The 24,982-nt window shown below is 73.8% G+C and carries 20 protein-coding genes and 2 rRNA genes; 17 read left to right on the top strand and 5 right to left on the bottom strand.

Annotated features, from left to right (window positions below; all coding sequences use genetic code 11):
* From IH25_RS0114500 to IH25_RS0114485, 4 genes are all read left to right on the top strand, one after another.
* Window positions 1-101, top strand: a 23S ribosomal RNA gene (locus IH25_RS0114500); the annotation flags it as partial.
* A 110-nt stretch (window positions 102-211) separates the two neighbouring features.
* Window positions 212-328, top strand: a 5S ribosomal RNA gene (rrf, locus tag IH25_RS0114495).
* A 160-nt stretch (window positions 329-488) separates the two neighbouring features.
* Window positions 489-1,733, top strand: coding sequence for a hypothetical protein (locus IH25_RS41180; protein WP_051753929.1), 1,245 nt, complete (start codon window positions 489-491; stop codon window positions 1,731-1,733).
* A complete protein-coding gene (locus IH25_RS0114485) occupies window positions 1,625-2,386 on the top strand; it encodes a tetratricopeptide repeat protein (protein WP_209445314.1) in 762 nt (253 codons plus the stop codon). Before IH25_RS41180 ends, IH25_RS0114485 begins: the two co-directional genes overlap by 109 nt.
* A 73-nt stretch (window positions 2,387-2,459) precedes the next feature.
* Here the strand turns inward: IH25_RS0114485 and IH25_RS0114480 are convergent, their stop codons facing one another.
* Window positions 2,460-3,830: a DUF1015 family protein gene (locus IH25_RS0114480; RefSeq protein ID WP_030608792.1), complete on the bottom strand. Its 1,371-nt coding sequence runs from the start codon at window positions 3,828-3,830 to the stop codon at window positions 2,460-2,462.
* 74 nt (window positions 3,831-3,904) lie between these two features.
* Between IH25_RS0114480 and IH25_RS0114475 the strand changes: the two genes are divergently transcribed.
* The 4 genes from IH25_RS0114475 (at window position 3,905) to IH25_RS0114460 (ending at window position 7,958) form a co-directional block, all read left to right on the top strand.
* Window positions 3,905-4,939 (top strand): HAD hydrolase-like protein, encoded by a 1,035-nt coding sequence (locus tag IH25_RS0114475; RefSeq protein ID WP_030608790.1) that lies wholly within the window; start codon window positions 3,905-3,907, stop codon window positions 4,937-4,939.
* Window positions 4,940-5,032: 93 nt separating this feature from the next.
* Window positions 5,033-6,076 carry a FecCD family ABC transporter permease gene (locus tag IH25_RS0114470; protein ID WP_030608786.1) on the top strand — a complete coding sequence of 348 codons (1,044 nt, stop codon included), beginning with the start codon at window positions 5,033-5,035 and terminating at the stop codon, window positions 6,074-6,076.
* Entirely contained in the window at window positions 6,073-7,119 is a 1,047-nt protein-coding gene (locus IH25_RS0114465) for a FecCD family ABC transporter permease (protein ID WP_030608783.1), read from the top strand. Before IH25_RS0114470 ends, IH25_RS0114465 begins: the two co-directional genes overlap by 4 nt.
* On the top strand, window positions 7,116-7,958 hold the full coding sequence (locus IH25_RS0114460) for an ABC transporter ATP-binding protein (protein WP_209445311.1): 843 nt from the start codon (window positions 7,116-7,118) through the stop codon (window positions 7,956-7,958). The genes IH25_RS0114465 and IH25_RS0114460 overlap by 4 nt, the downstream gene beginning before the upstream one ends.
* Here the strand turns inward: IH25_RS0114460 and IH25_RS0114455 are convergent.
* Window positions 7,942-8,289, bottom strand: a complete 348-nt coding sequence (locus IH25_RS0114455) for a sterol-binding protein (protein WP_030608777.1) — start codon at window positions 8,287-8,289, stop codon at window positions 7,942-7,944. The two genes, IH25_RS0114460 and IH25_RS0114455, sit on opposite strands and share 17 nt — an antisense overlap.
* A 42-nt stretch (window positions 8,290-8,331) precedes the next feature.
* Between IH25_RS0114455 and IH25_RS0114450 the strand changes: the two genes are divergently transcribed.
* The 6 genes from IH25_RS0114450 (at window position 8,332) to IH25_RS0114425 (ending at window position 14,438) form a co-directional block, all read left to right on the top strand.
* The gene (locus tag IH25_RS0114450) at window positions 8,332-8,613 is read left to right on the top strand and encodes a hypothetical protein (RefSeq protein WP_030608774.1); all 282 of its coding nucleotides are present in this window, start codon (window positions 8,332-8,334) and stop codon (window positions 8,611-8,613) included.
* A gap of 25 nt (window positions 8,614-8,638) precedes the next feature.
* Window positions 8,639-9,454: a TlyA family RNA methyltransferase gene (locus IH25_RS0114445; RefSeq protein ID WP_030608771.1), complete on the top strand. Its 816-nt coding sequence runs from the start codon at window positions 8,639-8,641 to the stop codon at window positions 9,452-9,454.
* Entirely contained in the window at window positions 9,451-10,368 is a 918-nt protein-coding gene (locus tag IH25_RS0114440; RefSeq protein WP_030608768.1) for an NAD kinase, read from the top strand. Before IH25_RS0114445 ends, IH25_RS0114440 begins: the two co-directional genes overlap by 4 nt.
* Window positions 10,369-10,407: 39 nt before the next feature.
* On the top strand, window positions 10,408-12,150 hold the full coding sequence (recN, locus tag IH25_RS0114435) for a DNA repair protein RecN (RefSeq protein WP_030608765.1): 1,743 nt from the start codon (window positions 10,408-10,410) through the stop codon (window positions 12,148-12,150).
* Window positions 12,151-12,228: 78 nt separating this feature from the next.
* On the top strand, window positions 12,229-12,981 hold the full coding sequence (locus tag IH25_RS0114430) for a hypothetical protein (protein ID WP_030608763.1): 753 nt from the start codon (window positions 12,229-12,231) through the stop codon (window positions 12,979-12,981).
* Window positions 12,982-13,286: 305 nt separating this feature from the next.
* Window positions 13,287-14,438 carry a glycosyltransferase family 4 protein gene (locus IH25_RS0114425; RefSeq protein ID WP_030608759.1) on the top strand — a complete coding sequence of 384 codons (1,152 nt, stop codon included), beginning with the start codon at window positions 13,287-13,289 and terminating at the stop codon, window positions 14,436-14,438.
* A gap of 25 nt (window positions 14,439-14,463) precedes the next feature.
* Here the strand turns inward: IH25_RS0114425 and IH25_RS0114420 are convergent, their stop codons facing one another.
* Complete coding sequence (locus tag IH25_RS0114420) at window positions 14,464-16,110, bottom strand: PucR family transcriptional regulator (RefSeq protein WP_030608756.1); 1,647 nt, start codon at window positions 16,108-16,110, stop codon at window positions 14,464-14,466.
* Window positions 16,111-16,333: 223 nt separating this feature from the next.
* On the opposite strand from IH25_RS0114420, the gene IH25_RS0114415 reads away from it, so the two are divergent.
* Together IH25_RS0114415 and IH25_RS0114410 are read left to right on the top strand one after the other, a co-directional pair.
* The gene (locus IH25_RS0114415) at window positions 16,334-17,842 is read left to right on the top strand and encodes an APC family permease (protein WP_030608755.1); all 1,509 of its coding nucleotides are present in this window, start codon (window positions 16,334-16,336) and stop codon (window positions 17,840-17,842) included.
* 9 nt (window positions 17,843-17,851) lie between these two features.
* Complete coding sequence (locus tag IH25_RS0114410) at window positions 17,852-19,465, top strand: flavin monoamine oxidase family protein (protein WP_030608752.1); 1,614 nt, start codon at window positions 17,852-17,854, stop codon at window positions 19,463-19,465.
* Window positions 19,466-19,474: 9 nt separating this feature from the next.
* Here the strand turns inward: IH25_RS0114410 and IH25_RS0114405 are convergent, their stop codons facing one another.
* Window positions 19,475-20,836: an FAD-binding oxidoreductase gene (locus tag IH25_RS0114405; protein WP_030608749.1), complete on the bottom strand. Its 1,362-nt coding sequence runs from the start codon at window positions 20,834-20,836 to the stop codon at window positions 19,475-19,477.
* Between the two features lie 84 nt (window positions 20,837-20,920).
* On the bottom strand, window positions 20,921-22,723 hold the full coding sequence (locus IH25_RS0114400; RefSeq protein WP_030608746.1) for a glycoside hydrolase family 15 protein: 1,803 nt from the start codon (window positions 22,721-22,723) through the stop codon (window positions 20,921-20,923).
* A gap of 542 nt (window positions 22,724-23,265) precedes the next feature.
* On the opposite strand from IH25_RS0114400, the gene IH25_RS0114395 reads away from it, so the two are divergent.
* A complete protein-coding gene (locus tag IH25_RS0114395; protein ID WP_030608743.1) occupies window positions 23,266-24,915 on the top strand; it encodes a CTP synthase in 1,650 nt (549 codons plus the stop codon).
* Window positions 24,916-24,982: the final 67 nt, after the last annotated feature.

Below are 24,982 nucleotides of genomic sequence, written 5' to 3'. Positions count from 1 at the left end.
TGGGGTAAGGCTCCCAGTAGACGACTGGGTTGATAGGCCGGATCTGGAAGCACGGTAACGTGTGGAGGTGACCGGTACTAATAGGCCGAGGGCTTGTCCATTGATGCTCGCGTCCACTGTGTATGTTCTGAGGCAACGAACGGTTGCCGGCTCAGAGCTGAACCGAGAACACAAGTAAAAAGTGTGCTTGTTCGCTCGAAACCATTAGGGTTTCGGTGGTCATAGCGTGAGGGAAACGCCCGGTTACATTTCGAACCCGGAAGCTAAGCCTCACAGCGCCGATGGTACTGCAGGGGGGACCCTGTGGGAGAGTAGGACGCCGCCGAACAATCTTTGGAGGACCCCTGGTCACCAGCGTTCAGCTGGGACCAGGGGTCCTTTTGTTTTTATAATGCTTGCGGTACCACAGACAGGAGTCACCATGTCCACCAACTCTCCCGGCGACCGTCCGGAGCGCGACCAGCGGCGACGGGACAGTGGTGACCGGGGTGACCGGGGCGACCGCGGCGGCTTCCGCCGCGACAACGACCGCCGGGACAGCGAGCGTCGCGGCAACGACCGCGGCGGCTACGACCGTGGCGGCTACGGCCGGCGTGACGATCGCCGAGATGACCGTCGTGACGACCGGCGCGATGACCGCCGGGACGACCGTCGTGACGATCGTGGTGGGTTCCGTCGGGACGACAGCCGTGGTGGCGGGTTCCGGCGCGAGGGCGACCGGGGCGCGCGTCCGGGCTTCCAGCGGGACGACCGCGACCGTGGCGAGCGCGGCGGCTTCCGTCGCGACGACCGCCGTGACGACCGCCGTGACGACCGGCGCGACGACCGGGGAGACCGCGGTTTCCGCCGCGATGACCGCCGTGACGACCGAGGCGACCGTCCGTCGTACCGTCGTGACGACGACCGTGGTGGCTACGGCCGGCGTGACGACCACCGTGGTGGTTTCGGGCGCCGTGACGACCGTCGCGACGACCGCCGGGACGACCGTGACCGTGGTGACCGGGGCGGCTTCCGCCGTGACGACCGGCGCGATGACCGTCGTGACGATCGTGGTGGGTTCCGTCGGGACGACAGCCGTGGTGGCGGGTTCCGGCGCGAGGGCGACCGGGGGGCGCGTCCGGGCTTTCAGCGGGACGACCGCGACCGTGGCGAGCGCGGCGGCTTCCGCCGTGACGACCGCCGCGACGACCGGCGCGATGACCGCGGTGGTTTCCGTCGGGACGACCGCCGCGACGACCGGCGCGATGACCGCGGTGGTTTCCGTCGGGACGACCGCCGTGACGACCGGGGTGACCGTCCCTCCTTCCGTCGCGACGACGACCGCGGTGGCTTCCGCAGGGATGACCGTCGTGACGACCGGCGCGATGACCGGCGCGATGACCGCCGGGACGACCGGCGTGACGACCGCGGTGGGTTCCGTCGGGACGACAGCCGTGGTGAGCGCGGTGGTTTCCGGGGACGGGACGACCGAGGCGGTCGTGGGCCCCGCAGGGACGACCGCGGTGGCCGGCCGGGCGGCGGCTTCCGGGGGCGTGACGGCCGGGACGACCGCCGTGGCGACGACCGCCGTGGCGGTGGCCGGTTCCGCGACGAGCGGGACCGGGACCGCGAGCCGATCAAGCGGCTGCCGATCCCGGAGGACGTCACCGGTGACGAGATCGACAAGGACGTCCGGCAGGAACTGCAGAGCCTGCCCAAGACGCTCGCGGAGGACGTCGCCAAGAACCTGGTGATGGTCGCCCGGCTCATCGACGAGGACCCCGAGGGCGCCTACGGCTACTCCAAGGTCGCCCTGCGCCTGGCGTCCCGCGTGGCCGCCGTGCGTGAGGCCGCCGGGTTCGCCGCGTACGCGACCCAGAAGTACAGCGAGGCCCTGGCCGAGTTCCGGGCCGCCCGGCGGATGACCGGCACCGTCGAGCTGTGGCCGGTGATGGCCGACTGCGAGCGTGGGCTCGGCCGGCCCGAGAAGGCGCTGGACATGGCCGGCGCCCCGGAGGTGCACAAGCTGGACAAGGCCGGGCAGGTCGAGATGCGGCTCGTCGCCGCCGGCGCCCGGCGTGACATGGGTCAGCTGGACGCGGCCATCGTGACGCTCCAGAGCCCGGAGCTGGCCTCCAACTCGGTGCAGCCCTGGACCGCGCGCCTGCGCTACGCCTACGCCGACGCGCTGCTGGCCGCCGGCCGGGAGCGCGAGGCGCGGGAGTGGTTCGCGAAGGCCGTCGAGGCCGACCGGGACGGCAGCACGGACGCCTCCGACCGGCTCGCCGAGCTGGACGGCGTGGAGTTCGTCGACGCCCTGGCCGAGGACGCCTCGGACGAGCCCGGCGAGCCCGCAGAAGCGGCCGGGTCCACGGACGCCTCCCCGGAGGACGGCGACAAGCACTGACCGTCGGCAGTCACCTGAAGGGGGGCGGGCTCTCATGGAGCCCGCCCCCCTTTTTTCAGGTCATGCCCTCGGCTCAGATCTCCAGCGCGCGCAGTACCAGCCCCGACGCCGGCTTCGGGCCGAACGACGTCGACTTGCGGGGCATCGTCACCCCCTGCCGGGCCAGGTCGCGTACGACCTCCTCGCGGACCGGGTGCAGCAGGACGGCCGTACCGCCGTCGCGTTCCGCCTTCTCGACCGTCGCCGCCGTGTCGTGGATGTAGGCGATGTGCGCCGGGGAGTCCTCGGGGATGCGCCAGACGTGCTCCAGCAGCGTGGCGTGCAGCACCGTGGCGTCCAGCGAGCGCCAGGCGGCCGGCCGGTCCGCCGGGACGGTCCGGGCCAGCAGCTCCGGGTCCGGGCGGTCGAGCAGGTGGAAGGCGCCGTCACCGGCCAGCAGGAACGCGTTGCCCGCGCAGGACGCGTCCGCCAGGGCGGCCAGCGCCTCCGGCAGGGGCCCGTCGAGCCGACGTACCCGGAACAGGCCGTCCACCGCCCGGAGCGCGTCGGCGACCGGCAGGCCGTGCAGCAGCCGGTGGATGGCGCGGACCCGCAGCGGATAGCGGACGGTGTCGACCAGCAGGACCAGGCCGTAGTCCCAGGGGCTGGGGGAGGGGTGTTCCAGGCGCAGCCGCCGGTAGGTGGCCCAGCGGTGGTGGCCGTCGGCGATCAGGGCCTGGCGGCCGGCCAGGTCGGTCTGGACGCGGGCCAGGTCGACGGGGTTTGTGATGGACCACAGGCGGTGCCGGAAGCCGTCCTCGGTGGTGGTGGCCAGCAGCGGCGGGCGGCTCGCCGTGCGCTCGATCACCTCGGCCGCCGTACCGACGCCCGCCCCGGTTGCCGTACCGACACCTGCCGCAACCGCCGTATCCACGCCCGCCCCGGACGTCGTACCGGGGGGCAGTACGCCGTCGCCCCGGTAGGTCAGCAGCAGCGGTTCCAGGTTCGCGCGGGTGGCGCGCATCAGGGCGGCGCGGTCGGCGACCACGGGCGGCATGACGTCCTCGTGCGGCAGCACCACGCCCTCGGCGGGCTCGGTCACCCGCAGCGTCCCGATGATCCCGCGCTGGAGCATGCCGTCGCCGTCGCGCTGCTCGTACACGTACAGGCCCGGCTCCGGGTCGGCGACCAGGATGCCCTCGGCCAGCCAGCGGCGCAGGGTGTCGGCGGCCTGCTCGGTGCGGGCGCTGGGCGTGCCGGCCTGCGGCAGGATCAGCCGGACGATGTTGTGCGGATCGGCCGACTGGAGATGATGCAGGCCGTCGGGCCGTACGACGACGTCGTAGGGAGGGGAGGTGACGGAGGCGAGGCTGCCGACCCGGTCGGGGTCGTAACGCAGGCCACGGAACGGGGTGAGTTCCAGGCCGCGGCGCGTCGTTGCCTCCGAGTGACCCGCTGTCTTCATCCCGGCATCGTACGTGTGTCGCCGGCATGCGGGATGATCGGGGGAAAGGCGAGTCTACGAGGAGCGATGCGGACATGAGCCAAGGCGTCAGGACCAGGCCCGAGGGCAGTGGGCAGCCCCTGAGCGAGGCGTACGACACGGCGCTGCTCGACCTGGACGGGGTGGTCTACGCGGGGGGCAGCGCGATCGCGCACGCGGTCGACTCGCTGGCTCAGGCCCGCTCGGGCGGCATGCGGCTGGCGTACGTCACCAACAACGCGCTGCGCACCCCGGACACGGTGGCCGGGCACCTGACGGAGCTGGGCATACCGACCGGCGCGGACGACGTCATCACCTCCGCGCAGGCCGTCGCCCGGCTGATCAGCGAGCAGGTGCCGGCCGGGGCGCGGGTGCTGGTGATCGGCGGCGAGGGGCTCAGGGTGGCGCTGCGCGAGCGCGGCCTCGTACCGGTGGAGTCGGCGGACGACGACCCGGCGGCGGTCGTCCAGGGCTTCGGCGGGCCGGACCTGCCATGGGGCCGGTTCGCGGAGGCGTCGTACGCCGTCCGGCGGGGCGTGCCGTGGTTCGCGTCCAACACCGACCTGACGATTCCCAGCGGGCGGGGCATCGCGCCGGGCAACGGGGCGGCCGTGGAGGTCGTGCGGATCGCGACCGGCGCCGAGCCCCAGGTCGCGGGCAAGCCGCTGCCTCCGATGCACCGCGAGACGATCATCCGGACCGGTGCGGAGCGTCCGCTGGTGGTCGGGGACCGGCTGGACACCGACATCGAGGGCGCGTTCAACGGCGGGGTCGACTCGCTGCTGGTGCTGACCGGAGTCACCGACGGGGCGCAGCTGCTCGCCGCGCCGCCCCACCACCGGCCGACCTATGTGGACGCGGATCTGCGCGGTCTGCTCACCGGACAGCCGGAGATCACCGGGGACGGGGGCGGGGCCGGGTTCCGCTGCGGCGGCTGGACGGCGACGGCCGGGGCCGACCGGCTGGAGCTGACGGGCGACGGCGAGGCGCTGGACGGGCTGCGGGCGCTGTGCGCGGCGGCCTGGACGGCGGCCGGCGAGGGCTCCTGCGCGCTGGACGGCGGCAAGGCGCTGGCCCGGCTGGGGCTTTGAGGGGCCCGGCGGGGGTAGTCACCCCCTGGCTCTCCGCCGGGATCGTCACGGCCGGGGATCGAGAAGGAGTGCAGGGTAGGCTAACCTAACCTCGTGTTGGTCGACAGTCCTCCGGAACAGCGCGCGGAGCACGCCCCCGCGCCCCCAACCCGCCATGTGGTCAGGGCCCTTGGGCTCCTGCTCGCGGCCGTGCTCCTGGTGCTCGTCGCCCTGGCGAGCATCGCGGTCGGAGCGAAAGGGCTGTCACCGGCCCAGGTCTGGCACGGCCTGTTCCACGACACGGGCACGTACGGCGACGTGGTCGTGGGCGAGCGGCTCTCGCGCACGGTGCTCGGCCTGCTGGTCGGCGCCGCGCTCGGGCTGTCCGGGGCGGTGCTCCAGGCGCTGACCCGCAACCCGCTGGCCGACCCCGGGCTGCTCGGCATCAACGCCGGCGCCTCCGCCGCCGTCGTCACGGCCATGACCTATCTCGGCGTCACCAGCCTGACCGGCTACGTGTGGTTCGCGTTCCTGGGCGCGGCGGCGGTCGGCGGGCTGGTGTGGTTCCTCGGCGGCAGCCGGGGCGCCACCCCGGTGCGGCTCGCGCTCGCCGGTACGGCGATCACCGCGGCCCTGTACGGCTACCTCCAGGCCGTGATGATCACGGACGGCGCGGCGCTGGGCAAGATGCGCTTCTGGACGGTGGGTTCGCTGGTCTCGGCCACCGACTCGACCATCGTGCAGGTGCTGCCGTTCCTCGCGGTCGGCACGGTGCTGGCGCTGGCGCTGGCCCGGCCGCTGAACGCGGTGGAGATGGGTGACGACACCGCCCGCGCCCTCGGCGCCAACCTGGACCGCACCCGCGCGCTGGCCATGCTGTCCGCCGTGGTGCTGTGCGGTGCCGCGACCGCCGCCTGCGGCCCGATCATGTTCGTCGGCCTGATGGTGCCGCACGTCGTCCGCTCCTTCACCGGCCCCGACCTGCGCTGGATCCTGCCGTACGCCACGGTCCTGGCGCCCGTGCTGCTGCTCGGCTCCGATGTCCTCGGCCGGGTCGTGGCCCGGCCCGCCGAGCTCCAGGTCGGCATCGTCACCGCGGTCATCGGCGGCCCGGTCTTCATCTTTCTCGTACGACGGCGGAGGACGGCCCAGCTGTGAAGACCCACTCCAGGAGCCGTGCCGTACGCACCCCCGGCGGGCTCTCCGTGCGTCTGGACCCGCGTGCCCTGACCGTCGTCGTGCTGCTGCTGGTCGCCGCCTGCGCCGCCGGCATCGCCCTGATCGGGACCGGCGACGCGAAGATCCCGGCGGCCGACGTGCTGCGGACGCTCGCCGGGAACGGCAACGCCTACCAGGACTTCATCGTCAACGAACTGCGCCTGCCCCGGGTGCTCGTCGGCCTGCTGGTCGGCGCCGCGCTCGGCCTCGGCGGCGCCCTGTTCCAGTCGATCTCCCGCAACCCGCTGGGCAGCCCGGACGTGCTCGGCCTGTCGCAGGGCTCCACGGCCGGTGCGCTGACCGTGATCGTGCTGCTGTCCGGCAGCGCCTCCCAGGTGACCGTCGGCGCGCTGGCCGGCGGCCTCGCCACCGGTCTCGCCGTCTATCTGCTCGCCTGGAAGCAGGGCGTGCACGGATACCGGATGGTGCTGGTCGGCATCGGCGTCAACGCGGTCATGACGGCCGTCAACGGCTATCTGCTCACCAAGGCCGACCTGGTCGACGCCGCCCGCGCGGTGGTGTGGATGACGGGCTCCCTCAACGGCCGGGACTGGGACCAGGTCTGGCCGCTGCTCGCGCTGTGCGCCGTCCTCGTCCCGCTGGTCCTCGTCAACGCCCGCGGCCTGCGGATGATGGAGATGGGCGACGACATCTCCCACGCGCTCGGTGTGCGCGTCCAGTGGGTGCGGCTGCTGCTGATGGTCAGCGCCGTCCTGCTCACCGCCGCCGCCACGGCCGCCGCCGGTCCCGTCAGCTTCGTCGCGCTGACCGCGCCCCAGCTCGCCCGCCGGCTGACCCGCTCGCCGGGGCCCAACCTCGTGCCGTCCCTGTGCATGGGCGCGGCCCTGCTGGTCGCCGCCGACTGGGCCTCCCAGCGCGCCTTCGGCGCCGACCAGCTGCCCGTGGGCGTGGTCACCGGCGTGCTCGGCGGCGCCTACCTGCTGTGGCTGCTGGTCACCGAGCGCCGGGCGGGCCGGATATGAGCCCCGCCGGCCCGACGAACACCCCGAGGAGCACTGTGAACCGCCTGTCCGCCGACAACGTCACCCTCGCCTACGACCAGCGCGTCATCGCCGAACAGCTGTCGGTGGAGATCCCCGACCACTCCTTCACGGTGATCGTCGGCCCGAACGCGTGCGGCAAGTCGACGCTGCTGCGGGCGCTGTCGCGGATGCTCAAGCCCAGCGAGGGCCGGGTGCTGCTGGACGGGCAGGCCATCCAGTCGATGCCCGCCAAGAAGGTCGCCCGCACCCTCGGCCTGCTGCCCCAGACGGCCGTCGCGCCCGACGGCATCACGGTCGCCGACCTCGTCGGCCGGGGCCGCTACCCGCACCAGGGCCTGCTGCGCCAGTGGTCGGCCGAGGACGAGCGGGTCGTCCGGGAGTCGATGCGGCAGACCGGCGTGGCCGAGCTGGCCGACCGGTACGTGGACGAGCTGTCCGGCGGGCAGCGGCAGCGGGTGTGGATCGCCATGGCGCTCGCCCAGCAGACCCCGCTGCTGCTCCTGGACGAGCCGACCACCTACCTGGACATCCAGCACCAGATCGACGTCCTCGACCTGTGCGCCGAACTCCACGAGGAGCAGGGCCGGACGCTGGTGGCGGTGCTGCACGACCTCAACCACGCCGCCCGCTACGCCACCCACCTCATCGCCCTGCGCGGCGGAAAGGTGATCGCCGAGGGCGCGCCGGGCGACATCGTCACCGCCGAGCTGGTGGAAGAGGTGTTCGGGCTGCGCTGTCAGGTGATCGACGACCCGGAGACGGGCACCCCGCTGGTCGTGCCCGCCGCCCGCAAGGCACGGCTCACAGCAGCTTCCTGAGCCGGAACAGATCCAGCAGGCTCGCCTCCAGCCGCACCCGGCCCGAGCCCCATGCGGTCGCGAAGTTCAGCTCGCCGTCCACCAGGGCCACCAGGTCGTCCCCGGCCAGGGCGAGCCTGATCCGCGCCTTCTCCCGCGGCGGGCCGGGGAAGGTGGCGTCCACCTCGATCCGCCCGCCCGTCATCCGGCCGGCGAAGGTGACGTCCAGGTCGGTGACGTGGCAGCTCACCGAGCGCTCCAGCGCGGCGGCCGCCCCGACCTCGCCCTCGGCCCCCCGCATGGTGTCCGAAAGCTTCCCCAGTGCGGCGCGGCACTCCTCGATCGTCGCCATCGCCCCCGACGCTACCCCAGCGGTTCGGGGTAGCGTCGGGGCATGAGCGAGTCCGTGTCCGAGGCCGGTACGGCGGCGCCGGCCGAGCCCGGTCGGGCGTCCGAGCCCGCCGCCCCCGCCCCCCTGAACATCCCGCGCACGCCGACCGGCGACGCGGGGATCGACGCGTGTCTGGAGCGGCTGGCCGACGCCGGCCACCTCGCCACCGACGGACACGTGGAGGTGTACGAGGATGTACTCCGGGGGCTGCGCGACGCGCTCACCGCGCTCGACGCCCGCCCGGAACCTCCGGCGCCCCCGATGCCGTACCCGAGCAGACCGTAAAACCAGAGCAGGAGCTGAACCGAACGTGGCAGGAGTCGCACGCCGCCGTCTCGACGCGGAGCTGGTCCGCCGGAAGCTCGCCCGCTCGCGCGAGCACGCCAGCCAGCTGATCGCCGCCGGGCGGGTCACCGTCGGCAAGACCGTGGCGACCAAGCCGGCCACGCAGGTGGAGACCGCCGCGGCCATCGCCGTCCAGGCCGACGACAGCGATCCCGACTACGTCTCCCGGGGCGGGCACAAACTGGCCGGCGCGCTGGAGGCCTTCGTGCCGCAGGGGCTCGTGGTCGAGGGCCGGCGCGCACTGGACGCCGGCGCGTCCACCGGCGGCTTCACCGATGTCCTGCTGCGCGCGGGCGCCGCCCATGTCGTCGCCGTGGACGTAGGCTACGGACAGCTCGCCTGGTCCCTGCAGCAGGATGAACGCGTCACCGTCAAGGACCGTACGAACGTACGCGAGTTGACGCTGGAGGCGATCGACGGGGTGCCGGTGGAGCTGGTCGTGGGTGATCTGTCCTTCATCCCGCTCGGACTGGTGCTGCCCGCCCTGAAGCGGTGCGTGACGCCGGACGCCGACCTGGTGATGATGGTCAAGCCGCAGTTCGAGGTGGGCAAGGACCGGCTCGGCAGCGGCGGTGTCGTACGCAGCCCCGAGCTGCGCGCGGAGACCGTGCGGAAGGTGGCCGAGCAGGCGTGGGAGCTGGGCCTCGGGGTGCGGTCGGTCACCGCCAGCCCGCTGCCCGGGCCCTCGGGGAACGTCGAATACTTTCTCTGGCTGCGGGCGGGGGCACCCCGGGTGGACCCGGCCGACGTCGACCGTGCAGTGGCGGAGGGGCCGCGTTGACACAGAACCATGCGCGTACTGTTTTCCTGCTCGCCCACACCGGGCGGCCCGCGGCGATCCGCAGCGCGGAACTCGTCGTCAAGGGCCTGCTGCGGCACGGCATCGGGGTGCGGGTGCTGGAGGAGGAGGCGTGCGACCTGCCGCTCCCGGACGAGGTGCACCTCGTCAAGGAGGCCACCGCGCAGTGCCTGGACGGCTGCGAGCTGCTGATCGTGCTGGGCGGTGACGGCACCCTGCTGCGCGGGGCCGAGTTCGCGCGCGCTTCCGGGGTGCCCATGCTCGGCGTCAACCTGGGGCGCGTCGGCTTCCTCGCGGAGGCCGAGCGGGACGACCTGGACCGGGTGGTGGACCGGGTGGTGGCGCGGTCCTACGAGGTCGAGGAGCGGATGACCGTCGACGTCGTCGTGCACCGCAACGGCGACATCGTGCACACCGACTGGGCGCTGAACGAGGCGGCCGTGCAGAAGGCCGGCGCGGAGAAGCTGCTGGAGGTCGTGCTGGAGATCGACGGGCGGCCGGTGTCGGAGTTCGGCTGCGACGGGGTGATCCTGTCCACGCCCACCGGGTCCACCGCCTACGCCTTCTCCGCCGGCGGTCCGGTGGTCTGGCCGGAGGTGGAGGCGCTGCTGATGGTGCCGATCAGCGCGCACGCGCTGTTCGCCAAGCCGCTGGTCACCTCCCCGGACTCGGTGCTCGCGGTGGAGGTGCTGCCGCACATCCCGCCGGGCGTGCTGTGGTGCGACGGCCGGCGCACGGTCGAGCTGCCGCCCGGGGCGCGGGTGGAGGTGCGCCGGGGGGCCGTGCCGGTGCGGCTGGCCCGGTTGCACCACGCGTCGTTCACCGACCGGCTCGTGGCGAAGTTCGCCCTGCCGACCACGGGGTGGCGGGGGGCGCCGCACCACTCCTCGGAGTGACACGGGCGGGCCATGTGCGCTGGCCGCCCCGGACCTCGTATGGTCTGTTCCGTGTTGGAGGAGATGCGGATACGGTCGCTCGGGGTCATCGACGATGCCGTCGTCGAACTGTCACCGGGGTTCACCGCGGTCACCGGTGAGACGGGTGCGGGCAAGACCATGGTGGTCACCAGCCTGGGGCTGCTGCTAGGCGGCCGGGCGGACCCGGCGCTCGTGCGGATCGGGGCGGAGAAGGCGGTCGTGGAGGGGCGGGTCGCCGTACCCCCGTCGGCCGCCGCCGTCGCACGGGCCGAGGAGGCCGGGGCGGAGCTGGACGACGGCGCCCTGCTGATCAGCCGTACCGTCTCCGCCGAGGGCCGCTCCCGGGCGCATCTGGGCGGGCGCAGCGTGCCCGTCGGGCTGCTCGCCGAGCTGGCCGACGACCTGGTGGCCGTGCACGGGCAGACCGACCAGCAGGGGCTGCTGAAGCTGTCCCGGCAGCGGCAGGCGCTGGACCGGTACGCGGGCGACGCCGTCGCCGTGCCGCTCGCCGAGTACACCGAGGCCTACCGGCGGCTGCGGGCCGTCTCCGCCGAGCTGGAGGAGATCACCACCCGCGCGCGGGAGCGGGCCCAGGAAGCCGACATGCTGCGCTACGGGCTCGACGAGATCGCCGCCGTGGAGCCCCGGCCCGGCGAGGACGCCGAGCTGGCCGAGGAGGCCGGACGGCTCGGGCACGCCGAGGCGCTGTCGTCCGCCGCGACGGCCGCGCACGCCGCTCTCGCGGGCAACCCGGAGGACCCCGAGGGGATCGACGCCTCGACCCTGGTCGCGGGCGCCCACCGTGCCCTGGAGGCCGTACGGGCGCACGACCCGGCGCTGGCCGCGCTCGCCGACCGGATCGGGGAGATCGGCATCCTGCTCACCGACGTGGCCGGCGAGCTGGCCGGTTATGCCGACGACCTCGACGCGGACCCGCTGCGGCTGGCCGCCGTGGAGGAGCGCCGGGCCGCGCTGACCGCGCTGACCCGCAAGTACGGCGAGGACATCGACGCGGTCCTCGCCTGGGCCGAGCACGGCGCCGCCCGGCTCACCGAGCTGGACGGCGACGACGAGCGGATCACGGAGCTGACCGCCGAACGCGACGCGCTCCGCGGTGAACTGGGCGTCCTCGCGCAGCGGCTGACCGACGCGCGGACCGAGGCCGCCGAACGGTTCGCCGCGGCCGTCACCGCCGAGCTGGCCTCGCTGGCGATGCCCCACGCGCGCGTGTCCTTCGACATCCGGCAGACCGACGACCCCGAGGGTGTCGAGGTCGGCGGGCGGACGGTCGCCTACGGCCCGTCGGGCGCGGACGAGGTCGAACTGCTGCTCGCCCCGCACCCGGGCGCTCCGGCGCGGCCCATCGCCAAGGGCGCCTCCGGCGGTGAGCTGTCCCGGGTGATGCTCGCGGTCGAGGTGGTCTTCGCGGGCACCGACCCGGTCCCGACGTACCTGTTCGACGAGGTGGACGCCGGGGTCGGCGGCAAGGCCGCGGTCGAGATCGGCCGGCGCCTGGCGAAGCTCGCCAAGAGTGCGCAGGTCGTCGTGGTCACCCACCTGCCCCAGGTCGCCGCGTTCGCCGACCGCCAGTTGCTGGTGGAGAAGACCAACGACGGCTCCGTGACCCGCTCCGGCGTCAAGGTCCTGGAGGGCGAGGAGCGCATCCGCGAGCTGTCCCGCATGCTGGCGGGCCAGGAGGACTCCGAAGCGGCCCGCGCCCACGCGGAGGAACTCCTGGCCACGGCGAGGGCGGAGGTGTAGCGGGGGCGGCGCCGGACGGCTGCCGGGGGCGGTCCCGCCGGCGTCTCCCGGTTCCGGCCGTTTCCTAAGGTGGGCGGCATGATCGACAAGCGAACGTGCCGACCCCTGCTCCTCGCCGCCGCGCTCACCCGGGCCGGCCAGGCCGTGCTGCGCGCCGCCCCGCCCGGCGGACGCGCGCGCTGGGAGCGGACCAACCACGCCGGCCGGGCCGTCGGGCTGTACGCCGGGCCCGCCGTGACGGTCGGGGCCGGGATCGCCGCCGCCCGGGTGCATCCCGCGGCCGGGGCCGTGGTGCTGGCCGCCTGGGCGTGCGGGGCGTACGACGATGTCGCCGGGGACCACCGGCGCGGCTTCCGGGCCCATCTGCGGGCGCTGCGGGACGGGGAGATCACCAGCGGGGCCGTGAAGCTGTTCGGGATCGCGGCGGCGGGACTGACCGCGGGCGCCGTGCTGAAGGAGCGGCCGGCCGACAGGCTGCTCGCCGGGATCGTCATCGCCGGGAGCGCCCATCTGGTGAACCTGCTCGACGTACGGCCGGGCCGGGCCGCCGGCGCCGTGCTCGCGCTCGGGGCGCCCGGGCTGCTGCGCGAGGGGCCCGGGGCGCGGCTGGCCGCCGGGGCGATGGGCGCCGCCGCGGCCGTGCTGCCCGACGACGCGGGGGAGCGGGTGATGCTCGGGGACACGGGGGCGCACGCGCTCGGCGCCGCGCTGGGGGCGGCCGTGGTGGCGGGAAACCGGCGCGCGGGACTGCTCGCGCACGCCGTCGCGCTGGTCGCCGCCGCCTGCTGCGGGGACCGGGTGAGCGACCTGGCACGTACCCCGCGCGGCTGACCTCGCCGTATGCCCGCGCGTACGGCCCGTCCAGGCCGGCCCCTCTCTCACCCGTGTGGGTGATGTGCTCCGGCGCATTGCCCCGGCCCGCCGCATGATGCGCCCTCCCGGATCTTCCCTGAACGGCCGTGCGCCCTGGCATGCTTGGCGGGGAACGCGGGCGGACGGCGGGCCCGGACGGTCCGCAGGGGAGGCGCGCGGGCTGCGTCTTTCCGCCCCCCTGAGCCCCCAACCTTCTGTACGTTTTCCCGTGACCGCCCCACGCGCCTTCTCGTGACCGCCCCCGAACCAGGAGCCTTGGCCCCGTGACCCCGCTGAGCAGCAACGCACCGCACGGCCGGCCGCCGCTGCGCACCGTGCAGGTGCTCGGCGGGGGCAACGCCGCCAGCAGCGCGCACGTGCGCTCCCTGGCCGAGGGCCTGGTCGCGCGGGGCGTACGGGTCACGGTGTGCGCCCCCACCGAGGCCGACCGGGCCTACGACTTCAGCGGCACCGGCGCCGACCACGTCCACGTACCGCGCAGCAGCGACCCCGTCTCCGTGGCCGCCCTCCGCACCGCCTGCGCCCACGCCGACCTGGTGCACGCCCACGGGCTGCACGCCTCCTTCCGGTCCGTGCTCGCGCTCGGCGGGCGCACCACCCCGCTGGTGGTCACCTGGCACGGCCGCGCCCACGCGGAGGGCCCGCGGGCCCAGCTGCTGCGCATGCTGGAGCGGCGGGTGACGCGCACCGCGGCCGTCGTCCTCGGCACCAGCCCCGACCTGGTCGACCGGGCCCGGCGGACCGGCGCGCGGGACGCCCGGCTCGCCCCGGTCGCCCTGCCCGGCCGGCGCCGGCCGGGCGGCCCCGACGAGGCGGCGGAGGACCACGACGACCGGCAGCGGTCCAAGGTCCGCGCCGAACTCGGCGCCATCGACCGGCCGTTGCTCCTCGCGGTCGGCTCCCTGGACCGCCACCGCGGCTACGACGTCCTGCTGGACGCGGCCCGCCGGTGGCGGGAGCGGGACCCGGTGCCGCTGGTGGTGATCGCGGGGGAGGGCCCGCTGCGGCCGGCGCTCCAGCGGCGGATCGAGGACGAGGAGCTGCCGGTGCGGCTGGTCGGGCACCGCGACGACGTCCCCGACCTGCTCGCCGCCGCCGACCTGGCCCTGCTGACCAGCAGATGGGAATCGCGGTCCGTCCTCGCCCAGGAGGCGCTGCACGCGCGCGTTCCGCTCGTCGCGACCCGGGTCGGCGGCATCCCCGACCTCGTCGGCGACGCGGCCGAACTCGTCCCGTACGGCGATCCGGCGGCCCTCGCCCAGGCGGTCCTCGGGCTGCTCGCCGACCCCGGACGGCGGGCCCGGCTGCGCGAGCGCGCGGCCCGCCAGTGCGCGACCTGGCCGACCGAGGACGAGACCGTCGCCCAGGTCCTCAGCGTCTACGACGAGCTGACCCGGCCCACACCGCTGACCTAGGTGTGCCGGAAGAGGCCGGAAGGCCCTACGGCGCGTGCCGGCGGGCCCGCAGGGCCAGGCTCAGCGCCAGTACCGTCTGCGGGTCGTCCAGGTCGGTGCCCAGCAACTCGCCGATGCGGGCCAGGCGGTTGTACAGGGTCTGACGGTTGAGGTGCAGCTCGCGGGCCGTCTCCGCCTTGCGGCCCGCGTGCGCGAGATAGGTCTCCAGCGTCGGCAGCAGCGGCGGCCGGGAGCGCCGGTCGTGCTCGCGCAGCGGGCCGATCGCCCGGTCCACGAAGGCCGCCAGGTCCGGGTGGTCGCGCAGCCGCCACAGCAGCAGGTCGATGTCCAGGCGCCGGGCGTCGTACCAGGGCCGGTCGGTCAGGCCCTGGGCGGCCGTCGCCGTCTCCGCCGCGTGCCTGAGCCCCGCCGAGGCCGCCGCCCAGCCGCCGGCCACCCCGACCACCACCACCGGCGGCGGCGAGCCCGGCCGCCGCATCCCGGCCCGCTCCACCCCCGCCCGCAGCGCCGCCGCGACCCGGTCCGCCACCGCCGTCCGCTCCGCCTCCGCGCGCAGCCCCAGCAGCACCAGGACCCGGCCCTCCACCGGCCGCACCCCCAGCAGCACCGGCACCCCCACCGCGGCCAGCTCCTCGGAGACCGCCCGGGCCAGCACCGCCCAGCCGCCACCGGGCGAGAGGGTGTCCCCGATCCGCATCACCACCGGCAGCAGCGGGCTCTCGCCCGGCTTGAAGCCGAGCACCCGGGCCTGCGCCGGGGCGTCCTCCGCCGCGATCCGGCCCTCGGCGAGATCGGTGAGGAAGTCCCCGCGCCCGCGCGCCGCCAGCTCCTCCTCCTGCCGGGCCTGCATCAGCACCACCGCCAGGATGCCCGCGGCCCGCTCGGCTGCGATCCGGTGCACCGGGGCCGGCGTCGCGCGGACCGGCAGCAGGACCAGCCGGGCGCGCACCGAGCCCGCCGTGCCGGGGCCGCCGCCGGGCACGTCCACCAGCACCGTGCCGGCCGGCGGCGGGACCTCCTTGTGCGGACCGCGCAGCCCCTCCCACACCTGGAGCGGGTCGGCGCCCTCGGGCCCGGCCCCGGCGGCGTACAGCAGCCGGCCGTCCGCCGTCTCCAGGAACACCGGGTTGCCGCTGAAGTCGGCCAGGATGCACAGCACCTGCGGCACCCCGCCGCCGCCCAGCAACGCCTCGGTGCAGCGCCGGTGCACCTCCTCGGCGCGCTGGAGCAGCGCGTAGTGGCCGTTGACGATCTCGGTGTGGATCTCCTCGGTCACCGTCACGAACGGCACCTCGCGGTGCAGCTGCACCAGCGGCAGACCGGCCGCCCGGGCGGTGTCCACCAGCGCCGCCGGCAGCCGGCCGAAGCGCGGGCCCAGCTCCACCACCAGGGCGGCGATGCCCCGCTCGGCCAGGGTCCGCACGAACGCCCGCTGCTCGGCCGGCCGGGTGCCCAGGCCGTAGCCCGTGGTGAGCAGCAGCTCGCCGCCCTTGAGCAGCGAGGCGATGTTCGGGACCTCGCCCGCGTGCACCCAGCGCACGGTGCGGCCGAGCCGGTCGGCGCCCGCCAGGATCTCCGGCAGTCCGCTGCGCAGTCCGGGCAGCTCCAGCGCCCGCTGCACGGTGATGCCGGCGCCCTGGGTGTCGAGTCGGTGGTCCGTACGGCTGTCCATGCAGCGGACGCTACCCGGGCGGCTGTTTCGGTGACATCTCCGCGGGATCACGGCGGCGGTCGCCGGGCCCGCGCGAGCGACACTGCGTCGCCCCCGGCACGTGATTACCCGACCGCCTGTCTGTTGTGGTGTACGTCACTGCCCCGGCAGACTGTCGCAACCGTACAAGAACCGCCGTTTGACCTTCGGATTTCGTTGCGCGAGCACCACATGAGGGGCGGGAATGACAGAGAAACCCACGCGAGAGGTACAGCGCCTCAAGGCGAACTCCGTAGGACTGGTGGGCGTGGTGTTCATGGCGGTGGCCACCGCCGCGCCGATCACCGCGATGACCGGCAACCTGCCGATCGCCGTCGGCTTCGGCAACGGCACCGGGGCGCCGGCCGGCTATCTCTTCGCGACGCTGGTGCTGGCGGTCTTCTCCGTCGGCTATGTCGCCATGGCCCGCCGCATCACCGCGGCCGGCGCCTTCTACGGCTACATCTCGCACGGCCTCGGGCGCATCGCGGGCATGGCCTCCGGCATGCTCGCCGTGCTCGCCTACGTCGTCTTCGAGGCGTCCATCGTCGGCGTCTTCTCCTACTTCGCGCAGACCACCGTCCGCGACCAGCTCGGCGCCGACCTGCCGTGGGCTGCTTACGCGGCCGTGATGCTGCTGGTGACGGCCGTGCTGTCGTACTTCGACATCAACCTGACCGCCAAGGCGCTCGGCGTGCTGCTCGTCGCCGAGATCGCGGTGCTCTTCGCGGTCGCCACCGCCGTACTGCTGCGCGGCGGCGGCCCGGACGGCATCCCCGTCGCGCCGGTCAACCCCAAGAACGCCTTCACCGGCGCCTCCGCGGGCCTCGGCCTGTTCTTCGCGTTCTGGTCGTGGGTCGGCTTCGAGTCGACGGCGATGTACGGCGAGGAGTCCCGCGACCCCAAGCGCGTCATCCCGCGCGCGACCCTGATCTCGGTCATCGGCGTCGGCCTGTTCTACATCTACGTCTCCTGGATGACCATCGCCGGCAACGGCCTCGACGGCGCGGTACGGGTCTCCGCCGGCGCAAGCCCCCTCGACCTGTTCTTCGACCCGGCGCGCGGCTTCATCGGCGCCTGGGCGGTGGACGCCTTCCAGTGGCTGCTGATCACCGGCTCGTTCGCCTGCGGCATGGCCTTCCACCAGTGCGCGTCCCGCTATCTGTACGCCATCGGCCGCGAGGGCTTCCTGCACCCCGCGCTGGGCCGCACCCACCCGCGCCACGGGTCGCCGTACCTCGCCTCCTTCACCCAGTCCGTCATCGCCGTCGTCATCGTCGGCGCGTTCTGGGCGACCGGGCAGGACCCGTACATCCACCTGTACACGCTGCTGGCGATCCTCGGCACGATGGCCATCCTCATCGTGCAGACGCTGTGCTCCTTCGCCGTCATCGGCTACTTCCGCCGCAACCACCCCGAGGACCGGCACTGGTTCCGCACCCTGACCGCGCCGCTGCTCGGCGGCCTCGGCATGACCGCCGTCGTGGTGCTGCTGGTGGTCAACATGGATACCGCGGCCGGTACGGCGGCCGGCTCGCTCTTCTTCGAGGCCATCCCGTGGATCGTCGGGCTGGTCTTCTTCGGCGGCCTCGGGCTCGGCCTGTACCTGCGGGTCCGCCGGCCGGAACGGTACGAGGTCATCGGCCGGATCGTCCTGGAGGACGCGGCCGAGCGCACGGACGACGACGCCGAGCAAGCCCCCGCCAACGCCTGAGGAGGCACCGTGTCCCGCACCCGGCTCCTGCACCTCCTTCGCACCCTCACCGCCGACCACGCCGCCGCCGAGCGGCTCGGTCTGCCCGTCGCCGAGGCGCGGGCCGTGCGCCGGCGCAGCGTCCTCAAGGGCGCCGCCGGCACGGCCGCGGTGGCGGCCGCCGCGACGGCCGCCGCCACCGTCCCGGCACCGCCCGCCCGGGCGTCCGCGCCCCGCGTCGCCGTCGTCGGCGCGGGGATCGCCGGGCTGACCGCGGCCCTCACCCTGCGCGACGCGGGATACGCCTGCACCCTCTACGAGGCCCACCCCTCCCGCGTCGGCGGCCGGATGTACACCCAGCGCGACCACTGGGCCTGGGGGCAGACCTCGGAGATCGGCGGCGAGCTGATCGACACCGGCCACAAGAAGATCCTCCAGCTGTGCCGCCGCTTCTCCCTGCCCGTGGAGGACTTCCTCGGCGGCGGCCCGCAGGGCGCGGAGGAAGTCCTCTGGTTCGACGGCGCGTACTACCCGCGCGACCGGGCCGACGAGGACTTCAAGGCCGTCTACCAGGCCCTGCGCGCGGACCTCCAGGCCGCGGGCGAGGTCAGGTGGGACAGCGCCACCCCGGCCGGCACCGCCCTGGACAACCTGTCCCTGTACGAGTGGATCGAGACCCGGGTGCCGGGTGGCCACGCCTCCCCGCTCGGCCGCTTCTTCGACGTCGCCTACGCCGTCGAGTACGGCGCCGACACCACCGAGCAGTCCTCGCTCGCCCTCGTCCTGCTCATGGGCTACCAGCCCAATCCGGGCCACTTCAACGTCTGGGGCCTGTCCAACGAGCGCTACCACATCGTCGGCGGCAACGACCGGCTCCCACGGGCCATCGCCGGCTCCCTGCCCGAGGGAACCCTCCGGCACGGCTGGTCCCTCCAGGCGGTGCGGGCCGGCGCCGACGGCACCCAGACCCTCACCTTCACCGAGGCGGGCAGCACCCGCACGGTCACCGCCGATCACACCATCCTGTGCGTGCCCCTGCCCGTCCTCCAGCGGCTGGACCTGACCGGAGCCGGCTTCGACCCCCGTATGACCGGCCTGCTGCGCGATGCCCGCATGGGCTACTGCACCAAGCTCAACCTGCAGTTCACCAGCCGCCCCTGGCGCGGCACCGGCCCCTGGCCCGGGGTGTCCGCCGGCGACTGCTTCACCGACCTCGGGGTGCAGCAGACCTGGGACACCACCAAGGTCCAGCCCGGCACCGGCGGCATCCTCATCCAGTACGGCGGCGGCAGCCGCGCCAGGTCGCTGACCCCGGCGGGCCCCTTCTCGTACGAGAGCGACCCGTACGTCAAGGACCTCGCCACCCGGTACCTGAAGGACATCGACGCCTTCTTCCCCGGCACGTCGGCCGCCTGGACCGGGCGCGCCCAGCTGTCGGCCTGGCACCTCAACCCGTACGCCCTGGGCGCCTACTCGTACTGGCCGGTGGGATACCTGCACCGGTACGCCGGCTACGAGGGCACGGCCCAGGGCCGTATCCACCTGGCCGGCGAGCACTGCTCCTACGACTTCCAGGGCTTCATGGAGGGCGGCGCGAGCGAGGGCGAGCGGGCGGCGCGGGAGGTGATCGCCGCCCTGGGCTGACCGGGGGCCTCACACGGGCCGGATGGTGTGGTTGCAGCGGAAGACGTTGTCGGGGTCGTAGCGCCGCTTCACCTTCTCCAGCCGCAGGAGGTTCCCGGCACCCAGCCCCGCCCGGACCCGCTCCGGGCCCTCGTCGCCGATCAGGTTCAGGCACACGGCCCCGGTGCTCCACGGCGTCAGGGCCGCGCACGCCTCCCGCACCCAGCGCAGCGCCCGCTCGTCGTCCGCCGGGTCCGCCCAGAGGGCGCACGGTTGCGCGGTCCACGGGGCGTCGCGCCAGGCCACCGGGTAGCCGCGCGGCCCGGCGGCGACCGCCCCGCCCTGCGGGAACAACAGATACCGGGAGCAGGTCGCCGCCGGCACGTCCTCCCCGCCCGCGCGGAAGGCGTCCACCGCCTGCCGGGGCAGCCCGGTCAGACACCGGGCCGACCGGTGGTGGCGCAGCCCGGGCGGGGTGTCGAGCAGGCGCTGTGCCGCCGGGTACGGCAGCTCGCCGGCCGGCCCCGCCTCGTGCGGCAGCGCCCACAGCGGCCCGGCGAGATCGCGCAGCCCGTCCGCGCCGCCGGCGTAGGTCAGCACGGCCGCGCACCGCGGGCCGCCCGCCGGCGCGGGCGGCCCGGCCAGGTACAGCACCGCGCCGCCCAGCTCGTCGGGCGCGGTCCGGAAGACCTCCCGGAAGGCGCTGACCACCTCGGCTCCGTACCCGGGCGGACAGCGCAGCACGGCGAGGGAGAACCGCGGCAGCTCGTGCAGCCGCAGGGTGAGCGCGGTGGCGACACCGAAGTTGCCGCCCCCGCCGTGCAGCGCCCAGAACAGCTCGGGGTGCTCGTCGGCGCTCGCGCGCACCCGCTCGGCGTCGGCGGTCACCAGTTCCACGCCGAGGAGGTTGTCGACGGCCGGGCCGAAGAGGCGGTCCAGCCAGCCGGTGCCGCCGCCCAGGACGAAACCGGCCACGCCGGTGGTGCGAGATCGCGCGCCGGTGGTCGCCAGCCCGTACGGCAGGGCCGCCCGGTCCAGGTCGCCCGTCGTGGCACCGCCCTCCACCCGGGCCGCCCCGGCCACCGGGTCGACGGTCACCCGGCGCATCCGGCCGAGGTCCACCAGCAGCGCGCCGTCGGCCGCCGCCGTACCGGCCGCGCCGTGGCCGCCGCCGCGCACCGCGATGCGCAGGTCCAGCTCCCGGCCGAAGCGGACGGCCCGCACCACGTCGGCCGTGTCCGCACACCGGGCGATCACCGCCGGCCGCGGGTCGGCCCGCGCGTCGAACACCGCGCGGGCCGCGTCGTAGCCGGGGTCCCACAGGGCGACCACCTCACCGGCCAGCTCCTCGCGGAGGGCGGCGAGCGCCGAGTGCGCCGTGGAGAAGGCCACGCCGTCAGCCTAGGCGGAGCGCCCCGAAGGGGCGCGGGGAATCGCGCGACCAGCTACGACGTCCCCGAGGACGACCGACGGCGGTTACCCCCCGTACGCGCCGGACGCGGTCAGCCGCAGCGCCGTGTCGATCAGCGGCACGTGACTGAACGCCTGCGGGAAGTTCCCCACCTGCCGCTTCAGCCGCGGGTCCCACTCCTCGGCGAGCAGGCCGAGGTCGTTGCGCAGCGCGAGGAGCTTCTCGAACAGCTTGCGGGCCTCGTCCACCCGGCCGATCATCGCCAGGTCGTCCGCCATCCAGAACGAGCAGGCCAGGAAGGCGCCCTCGTCACCGGGCAGGCCGTCGACGCCCGCGTCCTCGCCCTCCGTGGGGTAGCGCAGGATGAACCCGTCCGGGGTGGACAGCTCGCGCTGGATCGCCTCGATGGTGCCGATCACCCGCTTGTCGTCCGGCGGCAGGAAGCCCATCTGCGGGATCAGCAGCAGCGAGGCGTCCAGCTCCTTGGAGCCGTAGGACTGGGTGAAGGTGTTGCGCTCCTTGTCGTAGCCCTTCTCGCACACGTCCCGGTGGATGTCGTCGCGCAGCTCACGCCAGCGCTCCAGCGGGCCGTCCGCGTCCCCGGACTCGATCAGCTTGATGGTGCGGTCCACCGCGACCCAGGCCATCACCTTGGAGTGCACGAAGTGCCGGCGCGGGCCGCGCACCTCCCAGATGCCCTCGTCCGGCTCCTGCCAGTGGTCCTCCAGGTAGCGGATCAGCTTCAGCTGGAGCAGGGAGGCGTAGTCGTTGCGGGCCAGACCGGTCATGTGGCCCAGGTGCAGGGCCTCGGTGACCTCGCCGTACACGTCCAGCTGGAGCTGGTGCGCCGCGCCGTTGCCGACCCGGACCGGGGCGGACTTCTCATAGCCCGGCAGCCAGTCCAGCTCGGCCTCGCCCAGCTCCCGCTCGCCGGCGATGCCGTACATGATCTGGAGGTTCTCCGGGTCGCCGGCGACCGCCCGCAGCAGCCACTCGCGCCAGGCGCGCGCCTCCTCGCGGTAGCCGGTGCGCAGCAGCGAGGACAGGGTGATCGCCGCGTCCCGCAGCCAGGTGTAGCGGTAGTCCCAGTTGCGCACGCCCCCGATGTCCTCGGGCAGGGAGGTCGTCGGGGCGGCGACGATGCCGCCCGTGGGGGCGTACGTCAGCGCCTTCAGGGTGATCAGCGAACGGATCACCGCCTCGCGGTAGGGCCCGTGGTACGTACAGTGCTCGACCCACTCGCGCCAGAAGTCCTCCGTGGCCTCCAGCGAGGCCTCCGGCTCCGGCAGCGGCGGCGGCTCCTTGTGAGAGGGCTGCCAGGAGATGGTGAAGGCGATGCGGTCGCCCGGGGCCACGGTGAAGTCGGCGTAGGTCGTCAGCGCCTTGCCGTAGGTCTCGGCCTCCGTGTCGAACCACACCGAGTCGGGTCCGGCGACGGCCACCGTGCGGCCCTCGTGCTTGTGCACCCACGGCACCACCCGGCCGTAGGAGAACCGCATCCGCAGGGCGGAGCGCATCGGCACCCGGCCGGAGACGCCCTCCACGATCCGGATCAGCTGGGGGGCGCCGTCACGCGGGGGCATGAAATCGGTCACGCGTACGGTGCCGCGCGGGGTGTCCCACTCGGTTTCCAGGATCAGCGAGTCGCCGCGGTAGCCGCGCCGGGCCGCCGTGGGCGGCTTGGCGTCGGCCGCGTGCGCCGGGCCGAGCCGCCAGAAGCCGTGTTCCTCGGTGCCCAGCAGGCCGGCGAAGACGGCATGTGAGTCGAAGCGGGGCAGGCACAGCCAGTCCACCGTGCCGTCCCGGCAGACCAGTGCGGCGGTCTGCATGTCTCCGATGAGTGCGTAGTCTTCGATGCGCCCGGCCACGTGCAACTCCAGTCGAACGGCCACGTCACACCCCCGCGCAGGGGGCTGTCGCTAGTGCGGTCAAGGGTCGTTGGGTGTGTGTCGTTGAGCGGTGAAGCAAAGCAGCCCGCGAGCCCTGAGGCAACACGACAGTCCTTGCTCAACGAACTGCCGCGCTCTCGTTGTTCCGGGTTGGTGCAGGCGGGGGTGTGCCGTCGTAACCGGCCGGGCTCGGCAGTGAGTGTCCGAGCAGGATACGACGCATGCAGATGATCCGGGGGCCGCTCCGGGCAACCCGTATGGGCCGAACGAGTGAGCGCCGGGTGAGAACCGTGTGCCCGGACCGGTGCGAAAGTTGCATGAGTGACCCCGGTGCACTCGTGCTGTGCCCGGGCGGGCGCGGAGCGTGGCCGGAAGCCATCTCGCTCAGGCGCTGATACGCTGGTAGCCCGTGGACCGGTGGGAGAAAACCCCCCGAACCGCAGCGACGGCACCCCCGGAACTCTCCGGGACGGCAGCCGCACCGCATCACCGCCAGCGACCACGGGAGCCCCCTCTTGGCCATGCCGCCCAAATCCACGACGACCAAGCACATCTTCGTCACCGGGGGTGTCGCCTCCTCGCTCGGCAAGGGCCTGACCGCCTCCAGCCTGGGCATGCTGCTCAAGGCCCGCGGCCTGCGTGTCGTGATGCAGAAGCTCGACCCGTACCTGAACGTCGACCCGGGCACGATGAACCCCTTCCAGCACGGTGAGGTGTTCGTCACCAACGACGGCGCCGAGACCGACCTGGACATCGGCCACTACGAGCGCTTCCTCGACCGCGACCTGGACGGCAGCGCCAACGTCACCACCGGCCAGGTGTACTCCACCGTGATCGCCAAGGAGCGGCGCGGCGAGTACCTGGGCGACACCGTGCAGGTCATCCCGCACATCACCAACGAGATCAAGCACCGCATCCGGCGCATGGCCACCGACGAGGTCGACGTGGTCATCACCGAGGTCGGTGGCACGGTCGGCGACATCGAGTCGCTGCCGTTCCTGGAGACCGTCCGCCAGGTCCGCCACGAGGTCGGCCGGGACAACGTCTTCGTGGTGCACATCTCGCTGCTGCCCTACATCGGCCCCTCCGGCGAGCTGAAGACCAAGCCCACCCAGCACTCGGTGGCCGCGCTGCGCAACATCGGCATCCAGCCCGACGCGATCGTGCTGCGCTGCGACCGGGAGGTCCCCACCGCGATCAAGCGGAAGATCTCCCTGATGTGCGACGTGGACGAGGCCGCCGTCGTCGCCTGCCCCGACGCCCGCTCGATCTACGACATCCCCAAGGTCGTGCACACCGAGGGCCTGGACGCCTACGTGGTGCGCAAGCTCGACCTGCCCTTCCGGGACGTGGACTGGACGACCTGGGACGACCTGCTCGACCGCGTCCACAACCCCGAGCACGAGGTCACCCTCGCCCTCGTCGGCAAGTACATCGACCTGCCCGACGCCTATCTGTCGGTCACCGAGGCGCTGCGCGCGGGCGGCTTCGCCAACCGCGCCCGGGTCAAGATCAAGTGGGTCACCTCCGACGACTGCAAGACCCCGGCCGGGGCCAAGGCCCAGCTGGCGGGCGTGGACGGCATCTGCATCCCCGGCGGCTTCGGCGACCGCGGTGTGCTGGGCAAGGTCGGCGCGATCCGCTACGCCCGGGAGAACAAGATCCCGCTGCTCGGCCTGTGCCTGGGCCTGCAGTGCATCGTGATCGAGGCCGCCCGCAACCTGGCCGGCATCCCCGACGCCAACTCCACCGAGTTCGACCCGGCGACCGCCCACCCGGTGATCTCCACCATGGCCGAGCAGATGGACATCGTCGCCGGCGAGGGCGACATGGGCGGCACGATGCGGCTCGGCATGTACCCGGCCAAGCTCGCCGAGGGCTCCATCGTCCGCGAGGTCTACGACGGCAAGGAGTACGTCGAGGAGCGCCACCGCCACCGCTACGAGGTCAACAACGCCTACCGCGCGGAACTGGAGAAGAAGGCCGGCATCCTCTTCTCCGGCACTTCCCCCGACGGCAAGCTCGTGGAGTACGTGGAGTACCCGCGGGACGTCCACCCGTACCTGGTCGCCACCCAGGCCCACCCGGAGCTGCGCTCCCGGCCGACCCGTCCGCACCCGCTGTTCGCCGGTCTGGTGAAGGCGGCCGTCGAGCGGAAGAACGCCAAGTAACACGCCGGTTGTACGGTGGCCGGGGTGCGTACCTTCGTAGGAGGTGGGCACCCCGGTTTCACTGTGT

Origin of the sequence: Streptomyces achromogenes subsp. achromogenes, from assembly GCF_000720835.1 — a bacterium.
GTDB classification, from domain to species: Bacteria; Actinomycetota; Actinomycetes; order Streptomycetales; family Streptomycetaceae; genus Streptomyces; species Streptomyces achromogenes.
The sequence above is the reverse complement of the archived record's forward strand: the minus strand, read 5'-3'. Positions and strand labels throughout refer to the sequence as shown.

Bases quoted from the DNA above. Each gene is read 5' to 3' on its own strand.
- IH25_RS0114480 (WP_030608792.1), bottom strand. From the start codon at position 3,830: ATGAAGACAGCGGGTCACTCGGAGGCAACGACGCGCCGCGGCCTGGAA.
- IH25_RS0114475 (WP_030608790.1), top strand. From the start codon at position 3,905: ATGAGCCAAGGCGTCAGGACCAGGCCCGAGGGCAGTGGGCAGCCCCTG.
- IH25_RS0114460 (WP_209445311.1), top strand. From the start codon at position 7,116: ATGAGCCCCGCCGGCCCGACGAACACCCCGAGGAGCACTGTGAACCGC.
- IH25_RS0114455 (WP_030608777.1), bottom strand. From the start codon at position 8,289: ATGGCGACGATCGAGGAGTGCCGCGCCGCACTGGGGAAGCTTTCGGAC.
- IH25_RS0114450 (WP_030608774.1), top strand. From the start codon at position 8,332: ATGAGCGAGTCCGTGTCCGAGGCCGGTACGGCGGCGCCGGCCGAGCCC.
- recN (WP_030608765.1), top strand. From the start codon at position 10,408: ATGGTCTGTTCCGTGTTGGAGGAGATGCGGATACGGTCGCTCGGGGTC.
- IH25_RS0114430 (WP_030608763.1), top strand. From the start codon at position 12,229: ATGATCGACAAGCGAACGTGCCGACCCCTGCTCCTCGCCGCCGCGCTC.
- IH25_RS0114420 (WP_030608756.1), bottom strand. From the start codon at position 16,110: ATGGACAGCCGTACGGACCACCGACTCGACACCCAGGGCGCCGGCATC.
- IH25_RS0114415 (WP_030608755.1), top strand. From the start codon at position 16,334: ATGACAGAGAAACCCACGCGAGAGGTACAGCGCCTCAAGGCGAACTCC.
- IH25_RS0114395 (WP_030608743.1), top strand. From the start codon at position 23,266: ATGCCGCCCAAATCCACGACGACCAAGCACATCTTCGTCACCGGGGGT.